Source organism: Ferrimonas sediminum (assembly GCF_900100175.1).
GTDB classification, from domain to species: domain Bacteria; phylum Pseudomonadota; class Gammaproteobacteria; order Enterobacterales; family Shewanellaceae; genus Ferrimonas; species Ferrimonas sediminum.
The window spans coordinates 75,905-92,505 of sequence record NZ_FNEM01000016.1 but is presented as its reverse complement, the minus strand read 5'-3'; the positions used below and the strand labels follow the sequence as shown (position 1 = coordinate 92,505).

The 16,601-nt window shown below is 56.1% G+C and carries 15 protein-coding genes and 1 riboswitch; of the genes, 8 read left to right on the top strand and 7 right to left on the bottom strand.

What is annotated here, in order from left to right; all coding sequences use genetic code 11:
* The first annotated feature begins 168 nt into the window (after positions 1 to 168).
* Positions 169 to 477: a YqfO family protein gene (locus BLT77_RS15885; RefSeq protein WP_090367217.1), complete on the top strand. Its 309-nt coding sequence runs from the start codon at positions 169 to 171 to the stop codon at positions 475 to 477.
* 100 nt (positions 478 to 577) lie between these two features.
* Positions 578 to 1,957 (top strand): FAD-binding oxidoreductase, encoded by a 1,380-nt coding sequence (locus BLT77_RS15880; RefSeq protein WP_090367215.1) that lies wholly within the window; start codon positions 578 to 580, stop codon positions 1,955 to 1,957.
* 12 nt (positions 1,958 to 1,969) lie between these two features.
* Here BLT77_RS15880 and BLT77_RS15875 read toward each other — a convergent pair whose 3' ends face one another.
* Positions 1,970 to 2,470 carry a CBS domain-containing protein gene (locus BLT77_RS15875; protein ID WP_176819346.1) on the bottom strand — a complete coding sequence of 167 codons (501 nt, stop codon included), beginning with the start codon at positions 2,468 to 2,470 and terminating at the stop codon, positions 1,970 to 1,972.
* Positions 2,471 to 2,703: 233 nt separating this feature from the next.
* Here BLT77_RS15875 and BLT77_RS15870 point away from each other — a divergent pair, with 233 nt between their 5' ends.
* Positions 2,704 to 3,609, top strand: coding sequence for a LysR substrate-binding domain-containing protein (locus BLT77_RS15870; RefSeq protein ID WP_090367211.1), 906 nt, complete (start codon positions 2,704 to 2,706; stop codon positions 3,607 to 3,609).
* Between the two features lie 312 nt (positions 3,610 to 3,921).
* Complete coding sequence (nadE, locus tag BLT77_RS15865) at positions 3,922 to 4,752, top strand: ammonia-dependent NAD(+) synthetase (protein WP_090367209.1); 831 nt, start codon at positions 3,922 to 3,924, stop codon at positions 4,750 to 4,752.
* Between the two features lie 53 nt (positions 4,753 to 4,805).
* On the opposite strand, the gene BLT77_RS20345 is transcribed toward nadE, so the two are convergent.
* Positions 4,806 to 4,976, bottom strand: coding sequence for a hypothetical protein (locus BLT77_RS20345; protein ID WP_176819337.1), 171 nt, complete (start codon positions 4,974 to 4,976; stop codon positions 4,806 to 4,808).
* 428 nt (positions 4,977 to 5,404) lie between these two features.
* Here BLT77_RS20345 and BLT77_RS15860 point away from each other — a divergent pair, with 428 nt between their 5' ends.
* Positions 5,405 to 6,337: a LysR family transcriptional regulator gene (locus tag BLT77_RS15860; RefSeq protein ID WP_176819345.1), complete on the top strand. Its 933-nt coding sequence runs from the start codon at positions 5,405 to 5,407 to the stop codon at positions 6,335 to 6,337.
* A 213-nt stretch (positions 6,338 to 6,550) separates the two neighbouring features.
* Here the strand turns inward: BLT77_RS15860 and BLT77_RS15855 are convergent, their stop codons facing one another.
* The 3 genes from BLT77_RS15855 to BLT77_RS15845 form a co-directional block, all read right to left on the bottom strand.
* Positions 6,551 to 8,956 carry an OmcA/MtrC family decaheme c-type cytochrome gene (locus BLT77_RS15855; protein WP_176819344.1) on the bottom strand — a complete coding sequence of 802 codons (2,406 nt, stop codon included), beginning with the start codon at positions 8,954 to 8,956 and terminating at the stop codon, positions 6,551 to 6,553.
* 415 nt (positions 8,957 to 9,371) lie between these two features.
* Positions 9,372 to 10,616 carry a diaminopimelate decarboxylase gene (gene lysA, locus BLT77_RS15850; protein ID WP_090367203.1) on the bottom strand — a complete coding sequence of 415 codons (1,245 nt, stop codon included), beginning with the start codon at positions 10,614 to 10,616 and terminating at the stop codon, positions 9,372 to 9,374.
* A 60-nt stretch (positions 10,617 to 10,676) separates the two neighbouring features.
* Positions 10,677 to 12,257 (bottom strand): Na+/H+ antiporter NhaC family protein, encoded by a 1,581-nt coding sequence (locus BLT77_RS15845; protein WP_090367201.1) that lies wholly within the window; start codon positions 12,255 to 12,257, stop codon positions 10,677 to 10,679.
* Positions 12,258 to 12,337: 80 nt separating this feature from the next.
* A riboswitch (Lysine riboswitch) is annotated at positions 12,338 to 12,536 on the bottom strand.
* Between the two features lie 266 nt (positions 12,537 to 12,802).
* Between BLT77_RS15845 and BLT77_RS15840 the strand changes: the two genes are divergently transcribed.
* Complete coding sequence (locus BLT77_RS15840) at positions 12,803 to 13,747, top strand: YeiH family protein (RefSeq protein ID WP_090367199.1); 945 nt, start codon at positions 12,803 to 12,805, stop codon at positions 13,745 to 13,747.
* Here the strand turns inward: BLT77_RS15840 and BLT77_RS20340 are convergent.
* Entirely contained in the window at positions 13,721 to 13,888 is a 168-nt protein-coding gene (locus tag BLT77_RS20340) for a hypothetical protein (RefSeq protein ID WP_176819343.1), read from the bottom strand. The genes BLT77_RS15840 and BLT77_RS20340 overlap by 27 nt on opposite strands.
* Positions 13,889 to 14,160: 272 nt before the next feature.
* Here BLT77_RS20340 and BLT77_RS15835 point away from each other — a divergent pair, with 272 nt between their 5' ends.
* Entirely contained in the window at positions 14,161 to 15,066 is a 906-nt protein-coding gene (locus BLT77_RS15835; protein ID WP_090367197.1) for a manganese-dependent inorganic pyrophosphatase, read from the top strand.
* A 58-nt stretch (positions 15,067 to 15,124) separates the two neighbouring features.
* Here BLT77_RS15835 and BLT77_RS15830 read toward each other — a convergent pair whose 3' ends face one another.
* Positions 15,125 to 15,982: a hypothetical protein gene (locus BLT77_RS15830; protein WP_090367196.1), complete on the bottom strand. Its 858-nt coding sequence runs from the start codon at positions 15,980 to 15,982 to the stop codon at positions 15,125 to 15,127.
* Between the two features lie 177 nt (positions 15,983 to 16,159).
* On the opposite strand from BLT77_RS15830, the gene BLT77_RS15825 reads away from it, so the two are divergent.
* Positions 16,160 to 16,555, top strand: a complete 396-nt coding sequence (locus tag BLT77_RS15825; RefSeq protein WP_090367194.1) for a group I intron-associated PD-(D/E)XK endonuclease — start codon at positions 16,160 to 16,162, stop codon at positions 16,553 to 16,555.
* The last annotated feature ends 46 nt before the right edge of the window (positions 16,556 to 16,601 follow it).

Here is a 16,601-nt window from a genome sequence, read left to right as displayed (position 1 = left end):
CGATAATCCCTGCAGAACCAAAGGGAGGCATTGGCCTCCCTTTTTTGGTGGCCAGTGGCTATCGACGGCCTGCAGTTCACCAGACCAGCCCGTCGAGACGCCATCAGCATCGCTGCCACAGCGGAAGTAAGCTACAGTAGACACAGAGCGATCTAAAAGAGATAACCAATGAAAAAGCTGGAGTTTTACGTACCCAAACCACAACTGGAGCAGGTACTGGAGGCGCTGTTTCATGCCGGCGCCGGCCGCATTGGCGACTACGACTGCTGCTGCTGGTATACCGAAGGCCAGGGGCAATTCCGGCCCCTCGCCGGCAGCCAGCCGTTCCTCGGCCAGCAGGACGCCGTGCACCGGGAGCCGGAGTACAAAGTGGAGCTGGTGTTTCAGGCCGCCCTGCAGCCGGACATCATCGCCGCACTGAAGCAGGCCCACCCCTATGAGACCCCGGCCTACCAGGTGCTCAGCATAGAACTCTGAGCCTTCATAGCTCACGGCTCAATCGATATATCGAACTAACCTAAGGGCAAAGCACTCGACACCTAGACTTGGGAAAGGCTCGCTTCCCGAGGAACACCCTATGCCCACCGACAGCGACATCACCGCCTTCGAAGCCAGTTTACGAGGCCGGCTGCTCCATCCGGGTCACCCCGATTATGACGAGGCCAGAGCCTTGTATAACGCCATGGTCGACAAACACCCTGCGGTCATCGTTCAATGCCGCAACGCCGCCGACGTCATCGCCTCGGTCCAATTTGCCCACAATCACGATCTGCTGATCGCCATTCGTGGTGGCGGACACAATGGTCCCGGGCTGGGCAGTTGCGACGGTGGGCTGGTGATCGACCTCAGGCTGATGCGTTCGGTACAGGTGCACCCCGATGACGCCACCGTCACCGTGGAACCCGGCTGCAGCCAGGGGGACATGGACCACGCTACCCACGCCTTTGGCCTGGCGGTGCCTGCCGGTATTGTCTCCACCACCGGGGTCGCTGGCCTGACCCTGGGGGGCGGTCACGGCTACCTGAGCCGTCAGTACGGCCTCACCGTGGATCACCTGCTGGAAGCCGATGTGGTGCTGGCCGATGGCAGCATGGTTACCGCCAGCGCCGACCAGCACCCGGATCTGTTCTGGGCCCTGCGTGGCGGTGGGGGCAATTTCGGTGTGGTGGTTCGTTTCAAGTTCCAGGCCAGGCCGGTGCGGATAATCTACGGCGGGCCCGTCTTCTGGGAGGTCGAACACGCTAAAACCATCATGCAATGGTATCGCGATTTCCTGCCGTCGGCGCCGACGAGGCTGTGCACCTTTCTGGGACTGAAAACCGTGCCGCCATCGGCGCCGTTCCCGCAATCGATCTGGAACCGAAAAATCTGCGCCCTGATATCCTGTTTCAATGGATCGGAAGCCGAGGCCCAAGCGGCCCTGGCCCCCATGCTCAAGGATCTGCCCGAGCCGCTGTTCCAGCACATGGGCGCCATGCCGTTTCCGGCGATCCAGTCACTGTTTGACCCCCTGCTGCCGCCGGGATTGCAGTGGTATTGGAAAGGGGACTTTTTCAACGCTCTAAGCGATGAGGCCATCGATATCCACCTGCATCACGCCGCCAACGCCCCGTCCGCCCTCTCTTTGATGCACCTGTATCCCATCGACGGCGCCGTACATGACATCAAACCCGAGGACACCGCCTGGGCCAACCGCAGTGCCACCTGGTCGATGGTGATTGCCGGTATCGACGCCGATCCGGCCAAAGCCGATGCCCTTAAAAAGTGGGCACGGGCCTACTGGCAGGCACTGCACCCCCACTCCAGTGGCGGCGCCTACATCAACTTTATGATGGAGGAGGGCCAGGAGCGCATCGAAGCGACCTATGGCGACAACCACCCGCGCCTGAGGCAGATTAAGCGCCAGTACGATCCGGACAACGTTTTCCGGGTCAACCAGAATATCCACCCGGGCTGAGAGCCATCACGCTCAGGCCAGGCTGGCGTAGAGCGGCCGCAGAGCCTGCATCAGATCGCGACGGCTGACCATCCCCACCAACTGGCCGTCGTCCACCACCGGATAGTGATGCGGGCGCCACTGGCGGCTGCGCCGGGCCCGTTCGCGCAAAGGCAACGCACACAGCGAGGTGGCACTGCCGCTGTCGGAGGTGGGAAACACCGAACCCACGTCCACGCAGATGGTTTCGGCCAGCTGCATCAGGTTATCCCCGGGTGCCAGGGCATCCACCTCGTCCTGCATCAGTTCGGCTACCGTTAGCGGTTTATCCGGCTGATAGTCGCAACACCAGAGGTCAATCAGCAGATCGTGCTCGGACAAAAAGCCCAGCAGGCGGCCATCGTTACCCACCACAGGCGCCGCCGAGGCGCCTGCCGCCAGCAAGGCATCCAGTGCCTCGGTTACCGATTGCCGGGGGGACAACACCAGGCTGGGAGTGTGCATTACCTGGGATACGGTCATCTGTGTGTGCATAGGCCACCTCATCAAGGCTGGGATGACAATGGATCTGTGTCCACTGGCAAGGTCATCTCTGTGGGTACATGGAAAACGTTTTTTACTTTTTCTACTGTTACAGTTTATTAAGTCTCACCCTGGCGAGATAATTGATATTACTTCCAGTTTTGTTCAGAAAAATTTATAACTCGACTCAGCTGTGCTTCAATGCAGAATGAACCTCATTAACTCTCAAATTTGGAGCAACAACGTTGCGCTTTTCCCTTAAGCAACTGGCCGTTTTTAACGCCGTCGCCGATCATGGCAGCGTCAGCAAAGCCGCCAACACCCTGTCACTGACGCAGTCAGCGACCAGTATGTCTCTGTCTCAATTAGAAAAATCTTTAGGCAGACCACTGTTTGAGCGCCAGGGAAAGCGCATGGTACTGTCTCATTGGGGCTGCTGGCTGCGCCCTAAAGCGAAGCAGCTGCTGCACGATGCCCGCCAGATTGAGCTGGGGCTGTACGATCAGCACCTGATCAGCGGTGAGATTCAACTCGCCGCCAGCCAAACCGCCGCCGAGCACCTGGTACCGGAACTGATCAGCAAGATTGACAATGATTTCCCGGAAATTCGCATCGATCTTGCGGTTAAAAACACCGAAAAGGTAATTAACGGGGTCTTGGATTACCAATTTGATCTGGGGATCATCGAAGGGCGTTGCGACGACAGCCGTATCTGCCATGAAGTCTGGTGCGACGATCACCTGGTGATCATCGCCGCCAAGCACCACCCCTTTGCCCGCCAGAAACAGATCAGTGCGGCTCAGCTGGAGCAGGCCAAGTGGATTCTGCGCGAACCGGGTGCCGGCACCCGCCGTATTTTCGACGGCGCCATTCATGGGCTGGTGTCGGATCTGGATGTGTGGCGTGAATACGAGCACGTGGCGGTACTGAGAACCATGGTCACCAAAGGCTACTACCTGAGTTGCCTGCCCTACCTGGATGTGGCAGCCCAGATTAAGAGCGGGGAGCTGGTGGCACTGGAAGTTCCCGGCCTGAATATGGCCCGTACCCTGTCCTTTATCTGGCGCGCCGACTCCTCCGACAATCCGGTGCGCGAGTGCATTCGCCATGAGGCCCGGCAGTTGATCGCCAAGAAACCAGTAACTCGCTGAAACATCAGGGTTGTTGATGATCGCCATCAGCAACCCTGATGCACCAGCCCGGCGAAACGCGATCCAGCTCACACCGACCAATCCGCCCCAACCGGTCCAGATCACACCCCAAGCAAAACCCTTGAGCCAGGCCCACCCTCCCGAAAGCGGTTGCATTCGATAGCGACAACAGGTGAGCGACATTTCAGACCCTGATCACCTCGGTGACCATGGTCGCTTCACCGCCACCCGCCACCACTGCGCTTTTCCCTCACCACGTCCGGTGATAGATTAACGTCTTTGACACCGGAAGCGTCCGACGGGAGTGACACAGTGAAAGGAAAGATCCTCAGAGAGATGAAAGTACTGACCGCCATTGAACCTGAATTCGAGGTTCAGCGCCGGGTCGCCTTCATTCAATCCAAACTTCGTGAAGCCGGGTGCAAGACGCTGGTTCTGGGGATCAGCGGCGGCGTCGACTCCAGCGTCGCCGGTCGACTGTGCCAATTGGCCGTCAACGGCCTCAATGCCGAGCTACCGCTTCCCGAATACCAGTTTATCGCCGTCCGTCTGCCCTACGGCGTGCAACAGGATGAGGATGAGGCGCAGATGGCCTGCCGCTTTATCCAGCCTTCAAAACAGATCACCATCAACATCAAGGCCGGTGTGGATTGCATCAACGATGCCGCCCTGGATGGCCTGAATGACGCAGGCATTCAAGTGGTGGATACCTACAAACTGGATTTTGCCAAAGGCAACGTCAAAGCACGGCTGCGAATGGTCGCCCAATACAAAGTGGCCGGGCTGACCAATGGCCTGGTCATTGGCACAGACCACAGCGCCGAAAATGTGACCGGCTTTTACACCAAACACGGTGATGGCGCCTGCGATCTGGCACCGCTGTTTGGCTTGAACAAGCGCCAGGTACGCCAACTGGCTGGCTACCTGGGCGCCCCGGAGCCACTGGTCGTCAAAGCCCCCACCGCGGATCTGGAGTGCGATCGCCCCGGCCTTGAGGACGAGGTTGCCCTGGGCCTGAGCTACGACCAGATCGATGATTTTCTGGAAGGACGCGAAGTGACTCCCGAGGTGGAAGCCCGAATCATCGACATCTACGTCGCCACCCAGCACAAGCGCCAGCCGATCCCTACCATCTACGACTGATCCCTGCCCCGTCAGACTGAAAACGCCCGCTGATGCGGGCGTTGTTCATTGACTCAGGCCTCTGGCAGGCAATGCTCTCCCCGCCATAGCTGCTCCGGCTGCTCCCGCTCCCGAATCAGATGCATTCGGTCGCCATCCACCATCACCTCGGCCGCCGAGGAAAAAATCCGATTCAGGGCTGCCTTTGAGGTGCGGTAGCTGTACATGCCAACCCTTGCGGGCATACTCCACCTCCAGACCACGGTTGGCCCCGGTGATTAAAACACTGTTCATGGAGCTCTCCTCATGTCGATAGCGATAACACTAACACCGGCTGATTTTTTGCAAATAGAGGAGAAGTAACAAAACACCTTTGTCAATTATGAAAAAGAGTGCCCCATAGGTAAGGAAATGGCTAACAGCAATGCCTTGAACTTGGCTGCAACCAATTAGGATGCCCAAGTTCTTCAAATTCATATTTGTATCGCATTAACTGTGCGATAGAGAAATAGCATAAAAATCGGAACTGTTCTCATTACAGCGATGACTTCATACCCTAACATTCATCACACATGCCGAAGATTATTTTTATCCGGCGTTTGTTTATGCTGTACAATATACAGAAAACTCAGCTAGAGAATCTAGTATGCTAAGGTACCCAGAGTTATCAACGTTGGACGTCTCCGTTTTTTTCATTTTCAAAAAAGTATATGAAACAAATAATGTTGGTATAGCAGCAAAAGAGTTAGGCTTCCAATCATCAAAAGTAAGTCGTTCACTGACCTCCCTGAGAAATGCCCTCGATGATGAATTATTTTATCGCCGAAAAAGCGGACTTGTTCCAACTGCCACAGCCTCCAAACTGTATGATAACTTATCTCCAGCACTGAGTTTATTTACTTCCGCATTCGATAGAATTGACTCTGAAAGCAGTAGATCCAAAAAAATCATTGTTCATATCACCCCATTTCTACTCTCTGCCCTTTCAAGAAGGTTGAAAGAGGAGTGCCAACAAAGAAAGCAAGATGCATCAGATATCGTCTTATTGGAAGGGGATGAGAATACATCCCCCAACCTTCTCAGTGGCGAAGCCGATATTGTCGTCTCCGAGAGGCCAATCTATGGAAGAGGTGTGCAACATGAAAGGATTGGTCAACAAGAGTCTTTGTTTATTATCGCCTCCAAGCATCATGAAGTTTGGAGTAACACCGATATCGATAGCCTAAGAGATTTGGCTAAGCACCGGTTTCTATACCAATCCAGAGAAGGGTTTAATGACAGAATTGACCCTTTTGAGTCATACTGCCGAGATAACAATATCCTCCCCCAAGAGATATACAAAGTAAGTTCTTTCTGCGAGTGGCTGGCCAACCTCTCAACTGGGCGCTACATCAGTTTTGTCGGCACAAAAGAGGTAAAAGATTACACTCTTCAACAAGGAGATTTTAAGGCAATAGCGATGTCCGACGATAGCATAAATATTCTTCACCAATCTCTTATGCTCCCCAAATTTTATCTCAGTTATGTCGACTCCATGGCAGAAGGAGAGAGAGGTCGCCTTCTCGATACGTTGCGGCAGCTCTGTACCAGGCTGGTATCAGCCTAACAGCCAAGCGTCTCTCACTGTTTCTGTGAAGACCTAAGGTAAACAAGGGCGATGATTCCTCATAACATCAAAACAGTGGATTACCCGTTGCCAACCTTTAGGCTTACGCTTCCCCTTACTGCAATCATACGCTCTTAGTCTGGCTGATTGAGCATAGGGTTAATACAAAAAAGCCCCCTTTCGGGGGCTTTGCCATTGCAGGGAAGTAATGGCTTATAAGTGAACCTTATCCAGTCCCACGGAGCGCCCCTTGGCATGACAAACGCCGCAGCTCTCAACGGAGACATCAGGGGTGGCACTGACGGAATCCGCTTTCAGCGTGCCATCGTCATTCCATTCGGCAACGAAGGAGCCGTTTTGCTTAAAGTGGGCTACAGCGGCGGCATCGGAGTGAGCGTGACAGCTGCGACAGGCTTCAGCAACGGGTGACACATAACCAACGATGGCTGAGTCATCCATGATCTTCAAACCCGGTGCATGAGCATTGTCGTCGGCCACCTGAATGTAGCGCTTGCCAGAAGCCAGGCCACCATTAACACCGAAGAAGCTGGCATCCTCTTTGTGACACGCGGAACAATCCGCTTTGTCCGTTGGGTAACCATGCAGTTCTCCTTCGGTATCGAGGAACACCCCGGCCGGAGATGGAGTATCCCAAGAGCCGCTGTGGAAACGGTGAGTTACAGTGGCCAAATCACGGGTATGGTACATGAACTTGGTTACTTCAGGAGTATCACCGATGGCAACCCCATCTTTGTTCACTTCGTATTTGTTCACCTCAGCATGGTAAGTGCCTGTGTTGTTCTCGTTGTGGCAAGACGCACAGTGTCCAAAGCGGTCAACACCGTGAACGTGTGCCAGCTTAGGAATATTAAGGTCACCGTGACAAGCGTTACACTTCTCTTCAGTCACGTTCATATCCTCGGCACTGTCTACAAAGCGAGGTTTGTTGGCGTTGGCACCATCGACAGCCGCCAAGTTCCAGTATACGGGGTCAAAGTCTGCGGCAACCGCGTAGTCGTGTGTACCATGGCCATGATCGGTACAAGCTACAGCTTCTACTTCACCGATGTTGTTACGACCGACACAAACTGCAATATCGGAGTTGATCAGTACAGTTTGAGTCGCCAGATCCGCAAAGCGTGGTTTGAAGTTTGGCAGGGCTTCGGCTTCAGTAATTGAGAGAGTGAACTCACCATTGCTGAAAGGTTGCTCCAACAGGCGTACCGCATTATCGAACTCAGGGACAATACGCTCAACGGAGCCCGTAGCGGAGACCACACCGATAGGCATATGGTGCTCTTCTGGAACCACTTCCTTCAGCTCGGTTAACATTTCTTGAGTCAGAGATTCTCCAAAACTGGTGGCACCAATTTTCACCATGAGCGTGGTGCCATCAAAGCTAACATTATTTACCTTGAGCGCCAGAGCTGCGGTCCCCTCTTCACGCAGACCTGCGGTGTGAGCCCCCTCTGGGCTTAGTGCGCCTTGGCCGTGACAGCCAGCGCAGCTCTGATCACTTTGAGGAATGATGCCGTCGTGGTTTTCGCCTGTAGTCAGATTTACGTCAATATGACAGCTGGTGCAGGCTTCCGCATAGATATTGTCTTTCCACTTATCGTCGGTATGGCAGGCGGCGCAGTCACTCAGCTCATCAGGGAAGCCGATATCACCAAACATCTCTTCCGCTTCACCTTTTAGATGAGTACCAAAGAACTTCTCTGCCTGGTGACCGGTGTGCAGGCGGTGAATCATCGGTCCGAAATCTGGATTCCAGCCTTTCTCCTCATCGTTGAAGGCCAGAGAGCTGTTGTGGCACAGCGCGCACTGTTCCACGGTTTGATAGTTATGATGCGCCTCGATTTTTGCCAGGGTTGGCGCTTCGAAGCCCTCCAACTGACCATGACACTTCACGCAGGAAGCGGTGGGCACCGATGGGCCTTCTGCAGCCGCCAGCTCACCTGTGGCAGGGATAAAGGTTACGATGTCACTCAGAATCTTATCGCCAATATTATGGCCATCCGCATCTTTGATATCGAAGGCACGCAAAGCCACGCGGAACAGGTCGGTAGCCTTAGCATCAGCATTGATAATGGGCGCAGCTCCATCGTGAACCCAAGTGCCTGTGTAAGTACCCAACTCTGTGGCCGATTCGGTTAGAGTACAGGCATCAACCAGATCGCCATTGCGCGCCGTCGCGGTGCCATCGGAGGTGCAATACATATAGTATCCAGCATCAACTTCTACCGCATGGTTTACCCATAGAGTATCTGGACCATTAGCCTCAGTATTCTCATGCTGAGACGCCGCATAGATTGCGACTTTCTTCAGTCCCGTAAATGGCACACCATTTGAATCTATCGCTTTGAAGGTGATGCTAAAGGGGGCATCGGCAGTGGCTTTTATATCGGTGGGAGCAATATCAAAGTTGAGTTCTGCTGCTGTTTTCACAGTGGTGACATAGGTCCCACCTGGCTGGCCTGGCTGCCCCGGTTGTCCGGGCAGCCCAGGAGCTCCATCACTTCCATCACTTCCATCACTTCCATCGCTTCCACAGGCTGTAACACCCAAAGCTAGCATGGTGCACAAAACCAACTTTTGTAATTTAAAGGCTTTCATCATTTCTCCTTGCGTCATTATCTGCGCAGAAGCTTTATAAGAAATCTTTTATTAACTAACAAATTAAGCTTTAAAAGCTTTGAAGCGCGAATCACATTTCCACACAAAGAATTACAATATATGCAATCAAAAATTACACGAATACTCTGAAGTGGTTCACATAGAGACAAGAACAAAATGACAAACAATCAAAAAAAGAACCAGCAAATCCACCTGACAAATCACATTCTCTCTGGATAGAGAGATTACCCAGGAAAAAATGAAGAAAATAGAATAATTCCCTCCACATTAGAAAAAAGAGTTTTGTTTATACAAAAAAGCCCAGAATGACATTAAATAAATAATTAAAAGCCTCATCACTTAATAGTGATGAGGCTCAACCTCTCTCGTCTGACTGTAATTCAATACAGAGTCGACCTCAAGGCAGGCAATGCTCTCCCCGCCATAGCTGCTGCGGCTGCTCCCGCTCCCGAATCAGATGCATTCGGTCGCCATCCACCATCACCTCGGCCGCCCTGGGACGGCTGTTGTAGTTGGAGGACATGGTAAAGCCGTAGGCCCCGGCGCCACGCACCGCCAGATAGTCTCCGGCGGCGATCGCCAACTCCCGGTTCTTACCCAAAAAGTCGCCGGTTTCACACACCGGACCAACCACGTCATAGGGGCGCGCCACCGCCGAGCTTGCTTTCACCGGCACAATCTCCTGCCAGGCGTTATACAGACTCGGCCGCAGCAGATCGTTCATGGCGGCATCGACAATGGCAAAATCCCGATCTTCCCCCTGCTTCAGGTACTCCACCTTAGTCACCAGAATGCCGGCGTTGGCCATGATGGCCCGTCCCGGCTCCAGGATCAGCTTGAGCTTTCGCAGCCCCAGTGTCGGCAACAGCGCCTGAACGTATTCGGTCGGCAGCGGTGGTGTCTCCTGGCCATAGCTGACCCCTAGGCCACCACCAAGATCCAGGTGCTCCAGCTCGATCCCCTCATCGGCCAGGGTATCCATTAGCACCAGCAACCGTTCCAACGCCTCCACAAACGGCCGCGACTCAGTCAGCTGCGAACCGATGTGGCAATCCATGCCAAGCACCTGAATGTGCGTCATGGCGGCCGCCCGCCGATACACCGGCAACGCCTGGCTGGTGGGAATGCCAAACTTATTCTGCTTCAGGCCGGTGGAGATATAGGGGTGGCTGTTGGCGTCGATGTCCGGATTGATGCGCAGCGACACCGGGGCCACCATCCCCAACCGCGCCGCCACCTGCTGCAGCCGATCCAGTTCGGGCTCTGATTCCAGGTTAAAGCAGTGAATGCCGGCCTTGAGGGCTTGCTCCATCTCCGCCTCGGTCTTGCCAACGCCGGAGAACACCACCTTGGCAGGATCGCCACCGGCGGCGATGACCCGCGCCAGTTCTCCGCCGGAGACAATATCAAAGCCGCTGCCCAGGCGTGCCATCAGGTTCAAAACGGCCAGATTACTGTTGGCTTTGACCGCATAGCAGATCAGATGGTCCCGGCCGGCCATGGCATCGGTAAAGGCCTGCCAGTGACGCTCAATGGTGGCTCGGGAGTAGAGGTACAGCGGCGTACCATAAGCCTCGGCAGCCTCGGCAACCGCAACCCGCTCAGCCATCAGTAGGCCATTGTCGACGTTAAAATAATCCATAACCCTCTCTCTGCGTTATCCGGCCGGGCTGCGCAGCCCGGCCCCTCTCCATGCGTTCACTCAAGCCAGCGCCATTTGACCTCGACCGGCAGCCCGCCGCTTCAGCAGTGCCACCGTCACCACCAGCAAGCTGGCAGACACCAGCAACCCGGCCATGACTGAACCGGTCACTCCCAATGTCAGATAGCCCAGCACCGAGATGACTGCGGCCATCACCGCGTACGGCAGTTGGGTGGCCACGTGGTCAATGTGGTGACAGCCGGAGCCGGTGGAGGACAGGATGGTGGTATCGGAAATCGGTGAACAGTGATCGCCAAACACCCCTCCGGCCAGCACCGAGGCCATCGCCGGCAACATCAGCGACGGCTCCAGCACCGCCGCCAGATTGGCGGCAATCGGCAGCATAATGGCGAAGGTGCCATAGCTGGTGCCGGTGGAAAACGCCGCCAATGCCGACAGAATGAAAATCAGTGCCGGCACCATGGCCACCGGCAGCGCCCCGTCCGCCAGGCTGGCCAGGTAGTGGCCGGTCTGTAGATCGGAGATCACTCCGGCGATGGTCCAGGCCATCAGCAGGATGTACACCGCCGGCAGCATTGAGCGAATCCCTTTTGCCATCGCCTGCATCAACACCGACATCGGCACCCCCTGGGCAATCATCGCCAGGCTGGTGATCACCACGGTGATGATACCGGCGGTGAACATCGACCAGGAACCGGCGGCATTTTCCAGCGCACCAATCAGGGTGAAGCCCTGCCCCTGGGCCGCCAGCGCCATGTCGCCGGACAACAGCATCAGACACACCACCAAAGAGATAAGCAGGGCCAAGGGGCCCATCAGGTTCATGACCCGGCCACGGCGGGCATCCGGCAACCCGAGATCTTCTCCCGCAGGCGTGCCTTTGGCCGGATCCCACAGTTGCCCCTGCGCCGCCCGCTGCTCGGCCACGGCCATGGCGCCGAGATCCAGATTGAACCAGAGCACGCACAGCAGCAGTGCCAGTGAAAACAAGGCGTAGAAATTCATCGGTATCATCTGCACAAACACCGACAGGGCACTGACGTCACCCATACCATGGGTCACCAACAGTCCCGCCAGCAGCGACATGATGTAGGCGCCCCAGGTGGAGATGGGCGACACCACACACACAGGTGCCGAGGTGGAGTCGATGCAGTAAGCCAGCTTTTCTCTGGAGATGCGGTATTGATCGGTCACCGGGCGGGCCACGTTGCCCACCAGCAGAGCGTTGAAGTAATCATCGATAAAGATGATGGCGCCCAAAAACACCGTCATCAGTTTGGCATCCCGGCCATGGCGGATGCGACCCCTGGCCCATTTGGCGAAGGCCCGGGTACCGCCGGAGACCGAGATCAGCGCCATCAGTATGCCCATGGTCAGCAGGAACCCGATGGTGTACAGGTTCCAACTGCTGAAACTGCCATCTTCCCATACCAGGGCCGATGTCCGCCGCGCCACCTCTGACACCATGGTGGTCACAGAGAAGTCCGCCAGCATCAGAATACCGGTGAGAATGCCCAGACCCAGTGACAACAACACTCGGCGACTGATGATTGCCAGGCCAATGGCCACGACAGGGGGTAGAATTGATAATGCCGATTCGGCGTAACTAACTAAAGCCATCGTTTTTTAATCTTATAGGTACGATGGAGGCTGCTGACGCGACGACAGGTCGCGGACGGGCCACAGGACATGACTCGTCTTCCTTCAGTAGCGCTCCACAGTAAATTTAATCCCCAAACTCCTTTTGGGATTTACTATGGCAGTGCCGCACCTGTTGAATGCGGCCCCAGCAAAGCGGGATGACGCCCGTTTCACTTCGGCATCGACTCCTTTCAACCAGGGTCATCGGGGGTCACCCTCGACTGGTTTACTGATAGGCGATGCGCCTCTACGTGTTGTCCGGGTGGACAACGTGTTTATCTAAGCATGCAGAGTAACCAAGGCAACCGCGGGAATCCAGACAATTGTGATAAAAATATCAACTTGGATTCAAAACCCTCTCCAAAAGACCAAAAAGACATCGTTGCCTTGACCGGGGTAGGTCGCCGCTACCGACATCGGTTAAAATGCGCCCATAAACTGCAAAAACTGTGATCCCGCTCTTATCTCTCGCTGGCAACGGCTCTATACTGTGCCCCCTTCAACGATTGCTCGAGTGCCGCTCCATGCCAACCCGCTTTACTCCGCTGTTTTCCCGTCCAACCGACTGGCTGTTCTGGCTGGTGGCGGGCCTGTGCCTGCTGCCCATCATCAGCTCGCCAGTCGCGCTGATTTTCGGCGTGGTGATGGCCAGTCTGGGGTGGATTCCGGACGGCCTGAAAACCGGTCCCCTGGCCAAAAAACTGCTGGCGGGTTCCATTGTGGCACTGGGATTCGGCATCCACCTGGAGCAGGCCATTGCGGCCAGTCAAGCCGGGCTGGGGATCATTGTGGTCTCGATTTTCGGTACCCTGATTCTGGGGTGGCTACTGACCCGGGCCCTGAAGCTGGAACACAAAACCGGCTACCTGATCTCCGCCGGCACCGCCATCTGTGGCGGCAGCGCCATCGCCGCGGTCGCCCCGGCCATCAACGCCAAAGATCAACACACCTCCATCGCCCTGGCCACGGTGTTTGTACTGAACTCGGTGGCCCTGTTCCTGTTCCCCGCCATTGGTCACCTGCTGAACATGAGCCAGGAACAGTTTGGGATATGGAGCGCCATCGCCATTCACGACACCTCGTCGGTGGTCGGTGCCGCCCAGGCCTACGGCGATCAGGCTTTGATGACCGCCACCACCCTGAAACTGGCCCGGGCCCTGTGGATCATTCCGGTGGCCTTTATCAGCGCCCTGCTGTTTCGCAGCAGCGAACGGCGCATTGCCGTGCCCGGGTTCATCCTGCTGTACTGCGTGGCCATCGCCATCGCCTACCTGCTGCCTCAGGGGGCGCCCCTGTATGAGTTGACGTTTCACTCCGGCAAGCGAGTGCTGGTATTGTGTCTGTTTCTGATCGGCTGTGGCATCTCTGCCAAACGTCTGAAAGAAGCCGGGCCCAAGCCCCTGCTGCTGGGAATCGGTCTGTGGCTGACCATCAGCTCGCTGTCACTCATCTACCTGTTGAGCCGCTGACGTTGCGGGGCGGCTTAACAGCAGCCCCAACGCCAACACAAAAGCGGCCAGTTCCAGAGTGGCTCTGACGGCGCCTTCGGTGGTCAGGGCCACCAGCACCATCAGTGGCAACAAAGCCAACAGCAATCCATTCCTCATCATCGCACTTCCTCTTAGATCGAATGCTAATCATCGGAATAAAAAGCACTTTCATCAAAAGCGTTTTCAACTAACCCATTCTCAATAAGACTAAGAAGCCAGGCTCCCGCAGTCACTGAAGCACCATCAGCGATAACAAACGGGCCCGGGGCAGAGGGAATTGAGGGGAAATCCACCACCAAGGCTTTACACAGCCCGCCGGGGTTTTTATAGTAGCCGCCTTCTGTCCGAAGCTGGGCCACAGCTGCGCCCGCGGTAGTTTTAAGGAATCCTCAATGATCAACGTATTTGGCCACAAGAGCCCTGATAGCGATTGCGTATGCTCCGCAGTCATCGCCACCCACTGGCTGGGCGCCCGTGGCAAGCAAGCCACCCCTTTCCGCCTGGGTGAAATCAGCCGTGAAACCCAGTTCATCTTCGATTTCGCCGGCGTGGAGGTTCCACCACTGCTGGAGAAACCACTGAAAGGCGAGCAGGTGTACCTGGTCGACTACAGTGAAGCGGAGCAAGCCCCGGACGACATCAATGACGCCGACCTGGTGGGTATTGTCGACCATCACCGTCTGGGTACCCTCACCAGCGCCGCACCGCTGGAGGCCTGGCTGATGCCTCTGGGTTCCTCCGCATCGGTGCTGTTTGAGTTGTGTGGCATTCACAAGGTTGAGATTCCTCAGCCCATGGCCCGCCTGATGATTGGTGCCCTGCTGTCCGACACCGTCGGCCTGAAGTCGCCCACCACCACCGAGCGTGACGCCGAGATCGTCGAGCTGCTGGCCCCGCTGGCCGGTATCGAAGTCGAGCCCTTCCTGGCGGATCTGCTGGCGGCCAAAACCAACGTTGAAGGCCTGAGCACCGAAGCCCTGCTGGACAAAGACGTTAAAGGCTACGAGATTGCCGGCAAGTCCACCAACCTGGGCCAGCTGGAACTGGCAGATTACGGCCAGGTTGAGCACGAGCTGGCCAACCTGCAGGCATTGATGGATCAGCGTGTGGCCGAAAAAGGCCTGGATCTGATTGCCCTGATGCTGACCAATATCCGCACCGAAGAAACCACTCTGATGGTTGCCGGCCCACTGGCCGACACCATTACAGCTGCCAACAACGGCAGTCTGGTATTCGAAGGCTTCCTGAGCCGCAAGAAGCAGATGCTGCCCTGGGTCACTCAGGTTCTGGCGGGCTAAGCCGCCCGGGTGTCACCAGAAAAAAACCGGCCCATGGCCGGTTTTTTTTGCGTCTCTGTCAGTCACCGCTGAGGGTGAAGGTCTGGTAATCGTAGTGCCCGTCCGGCAACACCGTTGCCAGCCCGTATTCACCGTTGGTCAGCAGGGTATAGACAGCCGGGTCGCCCAACTTCACCTTCTGCGGGGTATTGAGGCTCCACTCGTGCTGAATCTCCTCGAGCCGCCCCGAATGGCTCTGGCCTCCCAGCAACGAGGTCAGTGCCCAATAGGTGTACTCGGTCACCATGCAGCTGTAGTCGCAGCTGTCATCGTCGTAGGTATACCAGGCACCGACCGGGTAACTGGCCGGAATCGACTCAAAGCGACCGCCTCGGGCCTGATCCATGGCATCGGCAATCTGCGATTCCGCCATCTCACCGAAGATCTGCGGGTACACCGAGGCATAGCCTTCGTGGGTGATGAGGTGCAACACCTCCTCCAGGGTGGCGTCAAACTGCCCCGGTGTCGATCCCTGAGGGTGCACCTCAGAGCCGTACAGATCCTGCAGCGCGCCCCGATGACCCAGTCCGGCGCCGACCGTCTCGAGATCGGCTTCCGTCGGTACCATGATCAGGGTGGCCTGTTTTTTCACCAACTCGTCCACCACCGCCTGGTTGTCCGCCAGACCGTTTTCATCATTGTCCAGGTACTGCGCCATCACATTGGCCGCATGCAGCACCTTGGCCTTGTCGGTGTTGCTGGTGGCCCGAATACTGACCCCAAACACACTGGTGTGCAGGGGGAACGCCTTCTCCAGGGCGCGGTTGCCGTTATCCGGAGCCGGTGTGGTGGTGGTTGAGCCACCGCTGCTGCCATTGCATCCACTCAGTGCCAGTAGTGCCAGGGCGGTCAACACTGCCCAAGGTTGTGCGCTCATGGCGCCTCCTGTTGTGCCTGTAAATAAACGAAGTGTTATCGACAGTATCCCAGCCCCCGGATTTCATAGGGGTAAGGCCCGGCAAGCGAACGTAAGCCATTGTAAGTCGCCCTACCACGACGCGGCCAACCATTGGCTATGCTAACAGCACCCCTTGTCGCCGCCACAGGAGCCTTCATGCCCATTCGAACCACCTCGACCAAAGCTGGCACTCACCAGGCACTGATCAACACCTCGTTTGAAAGCCGGGTGATCTCCTGGCTAATGCAGGATGGCTGGCAGGTATTTACTCCGGTACTGGACAATGGCCACGCCACCGACATCCTGATCTCGGACGGGCCACACTTTCACCGAATTCAGGTGAAAACCGCCGAAGCCAAGGGCGATGATCATATGGTTGAAAATCGCTGGAAGGAGAGTCACGTCAATGTGGTGGTGTATTTTGCCCGCAACTCCAACTGGGGCTATGTGATGCCGGCTTTCGACGAACCCAGACGACCGATGAATCACCCTCAACACCAAAAATTTGAGCAAGGTAAGAACGCCTTCCTCAAGGCGTTCCACAAACTCTGATGCCACAAAACCGCGGTGACCCAGCAAAACCGACACCAGTCTGCCA

Coding starts and splice junctions, on each gene's coding strand:
- BLT77_RS15875 (WP_176819346.1), bottom strand. CDS start 2,470: ATGCACACACAGATGACCGTATCCCAGGTAATGCACACTCCCAGCCTG.
- BLT77_RS15835 (WP_090367197.1), top strand. CDS start 14,161: ATGATCAACGTATTTGGCCACAAGAGCCCTGATAGCGATTGCGTATGC.
- lysA (WP_090367203.1), bottom strand. CDS start 10,616: ATGGATTATTTTAACGTCGACAATGGCCTACTGATGGCTGAGCGGGTT.
- BLT77_RS15840 (WP_090367199.1), top strand. CDS start 12,803: ATGCCAACCCGCTTTACTCCGCTGTTTTCCCGTCCAACCGACTGGCTG.
- BLT77_RS15825 (WP_090367194.1), top strand. CDS start 16,160: ATGCCCATTCGAACCACCTCGACCAAAGCTGGCACTCACCAGGCACTG.
- BLT77_RS15880 (WP_090367215.1), top strand. CDS start 578: ATGCCCACCGACAGCGACATCACCGCCTTCGAAGCCAGTTTACGAGGC.
- BLT77_RS15845 (WP_090367201.1), bottom strand. CDS start 12,257: ATGGCTTTAGTTAGTTACGCCGAATCGGCATTATCAATTCTACCCCCT.
- BLT77_RS20340 (WP_176819343.1), bottom strand. CDS start 13,888: ATGATGAGGAATGGATTGCTGTTGGCTTTGTTGCCACTGATGGTGCTG.
- BLT77_RS15855 (WP_176819344.1), bottom strand. CDS start 8,956: ATGATGAAAGCCTTTAAATTACAAAAGTTGGTTTTGTGCACCATGCTA.
- BLT77_RS15885 (WP_090367217.1), top strand. CDS start 169: ATGAAAAAGCTGGAGTTTTACGTACCCAAACCACAACTGGAGCAGGTA.
- BLT77_RS15830 (WP_090367196.1), bottom strand. CDS start 15,982: ATGAGCGCACAACCTTGGGCAGTGTTGACCGCCCTGGCACTACTGGCA.
- BLT77_RS20345 (WP_176819337.1), bottom strand. CDS start 4,976: ATGCCCGCAAGGGTTGGCATGTACAGCTACCGCACCTCAAAGGCAGCC.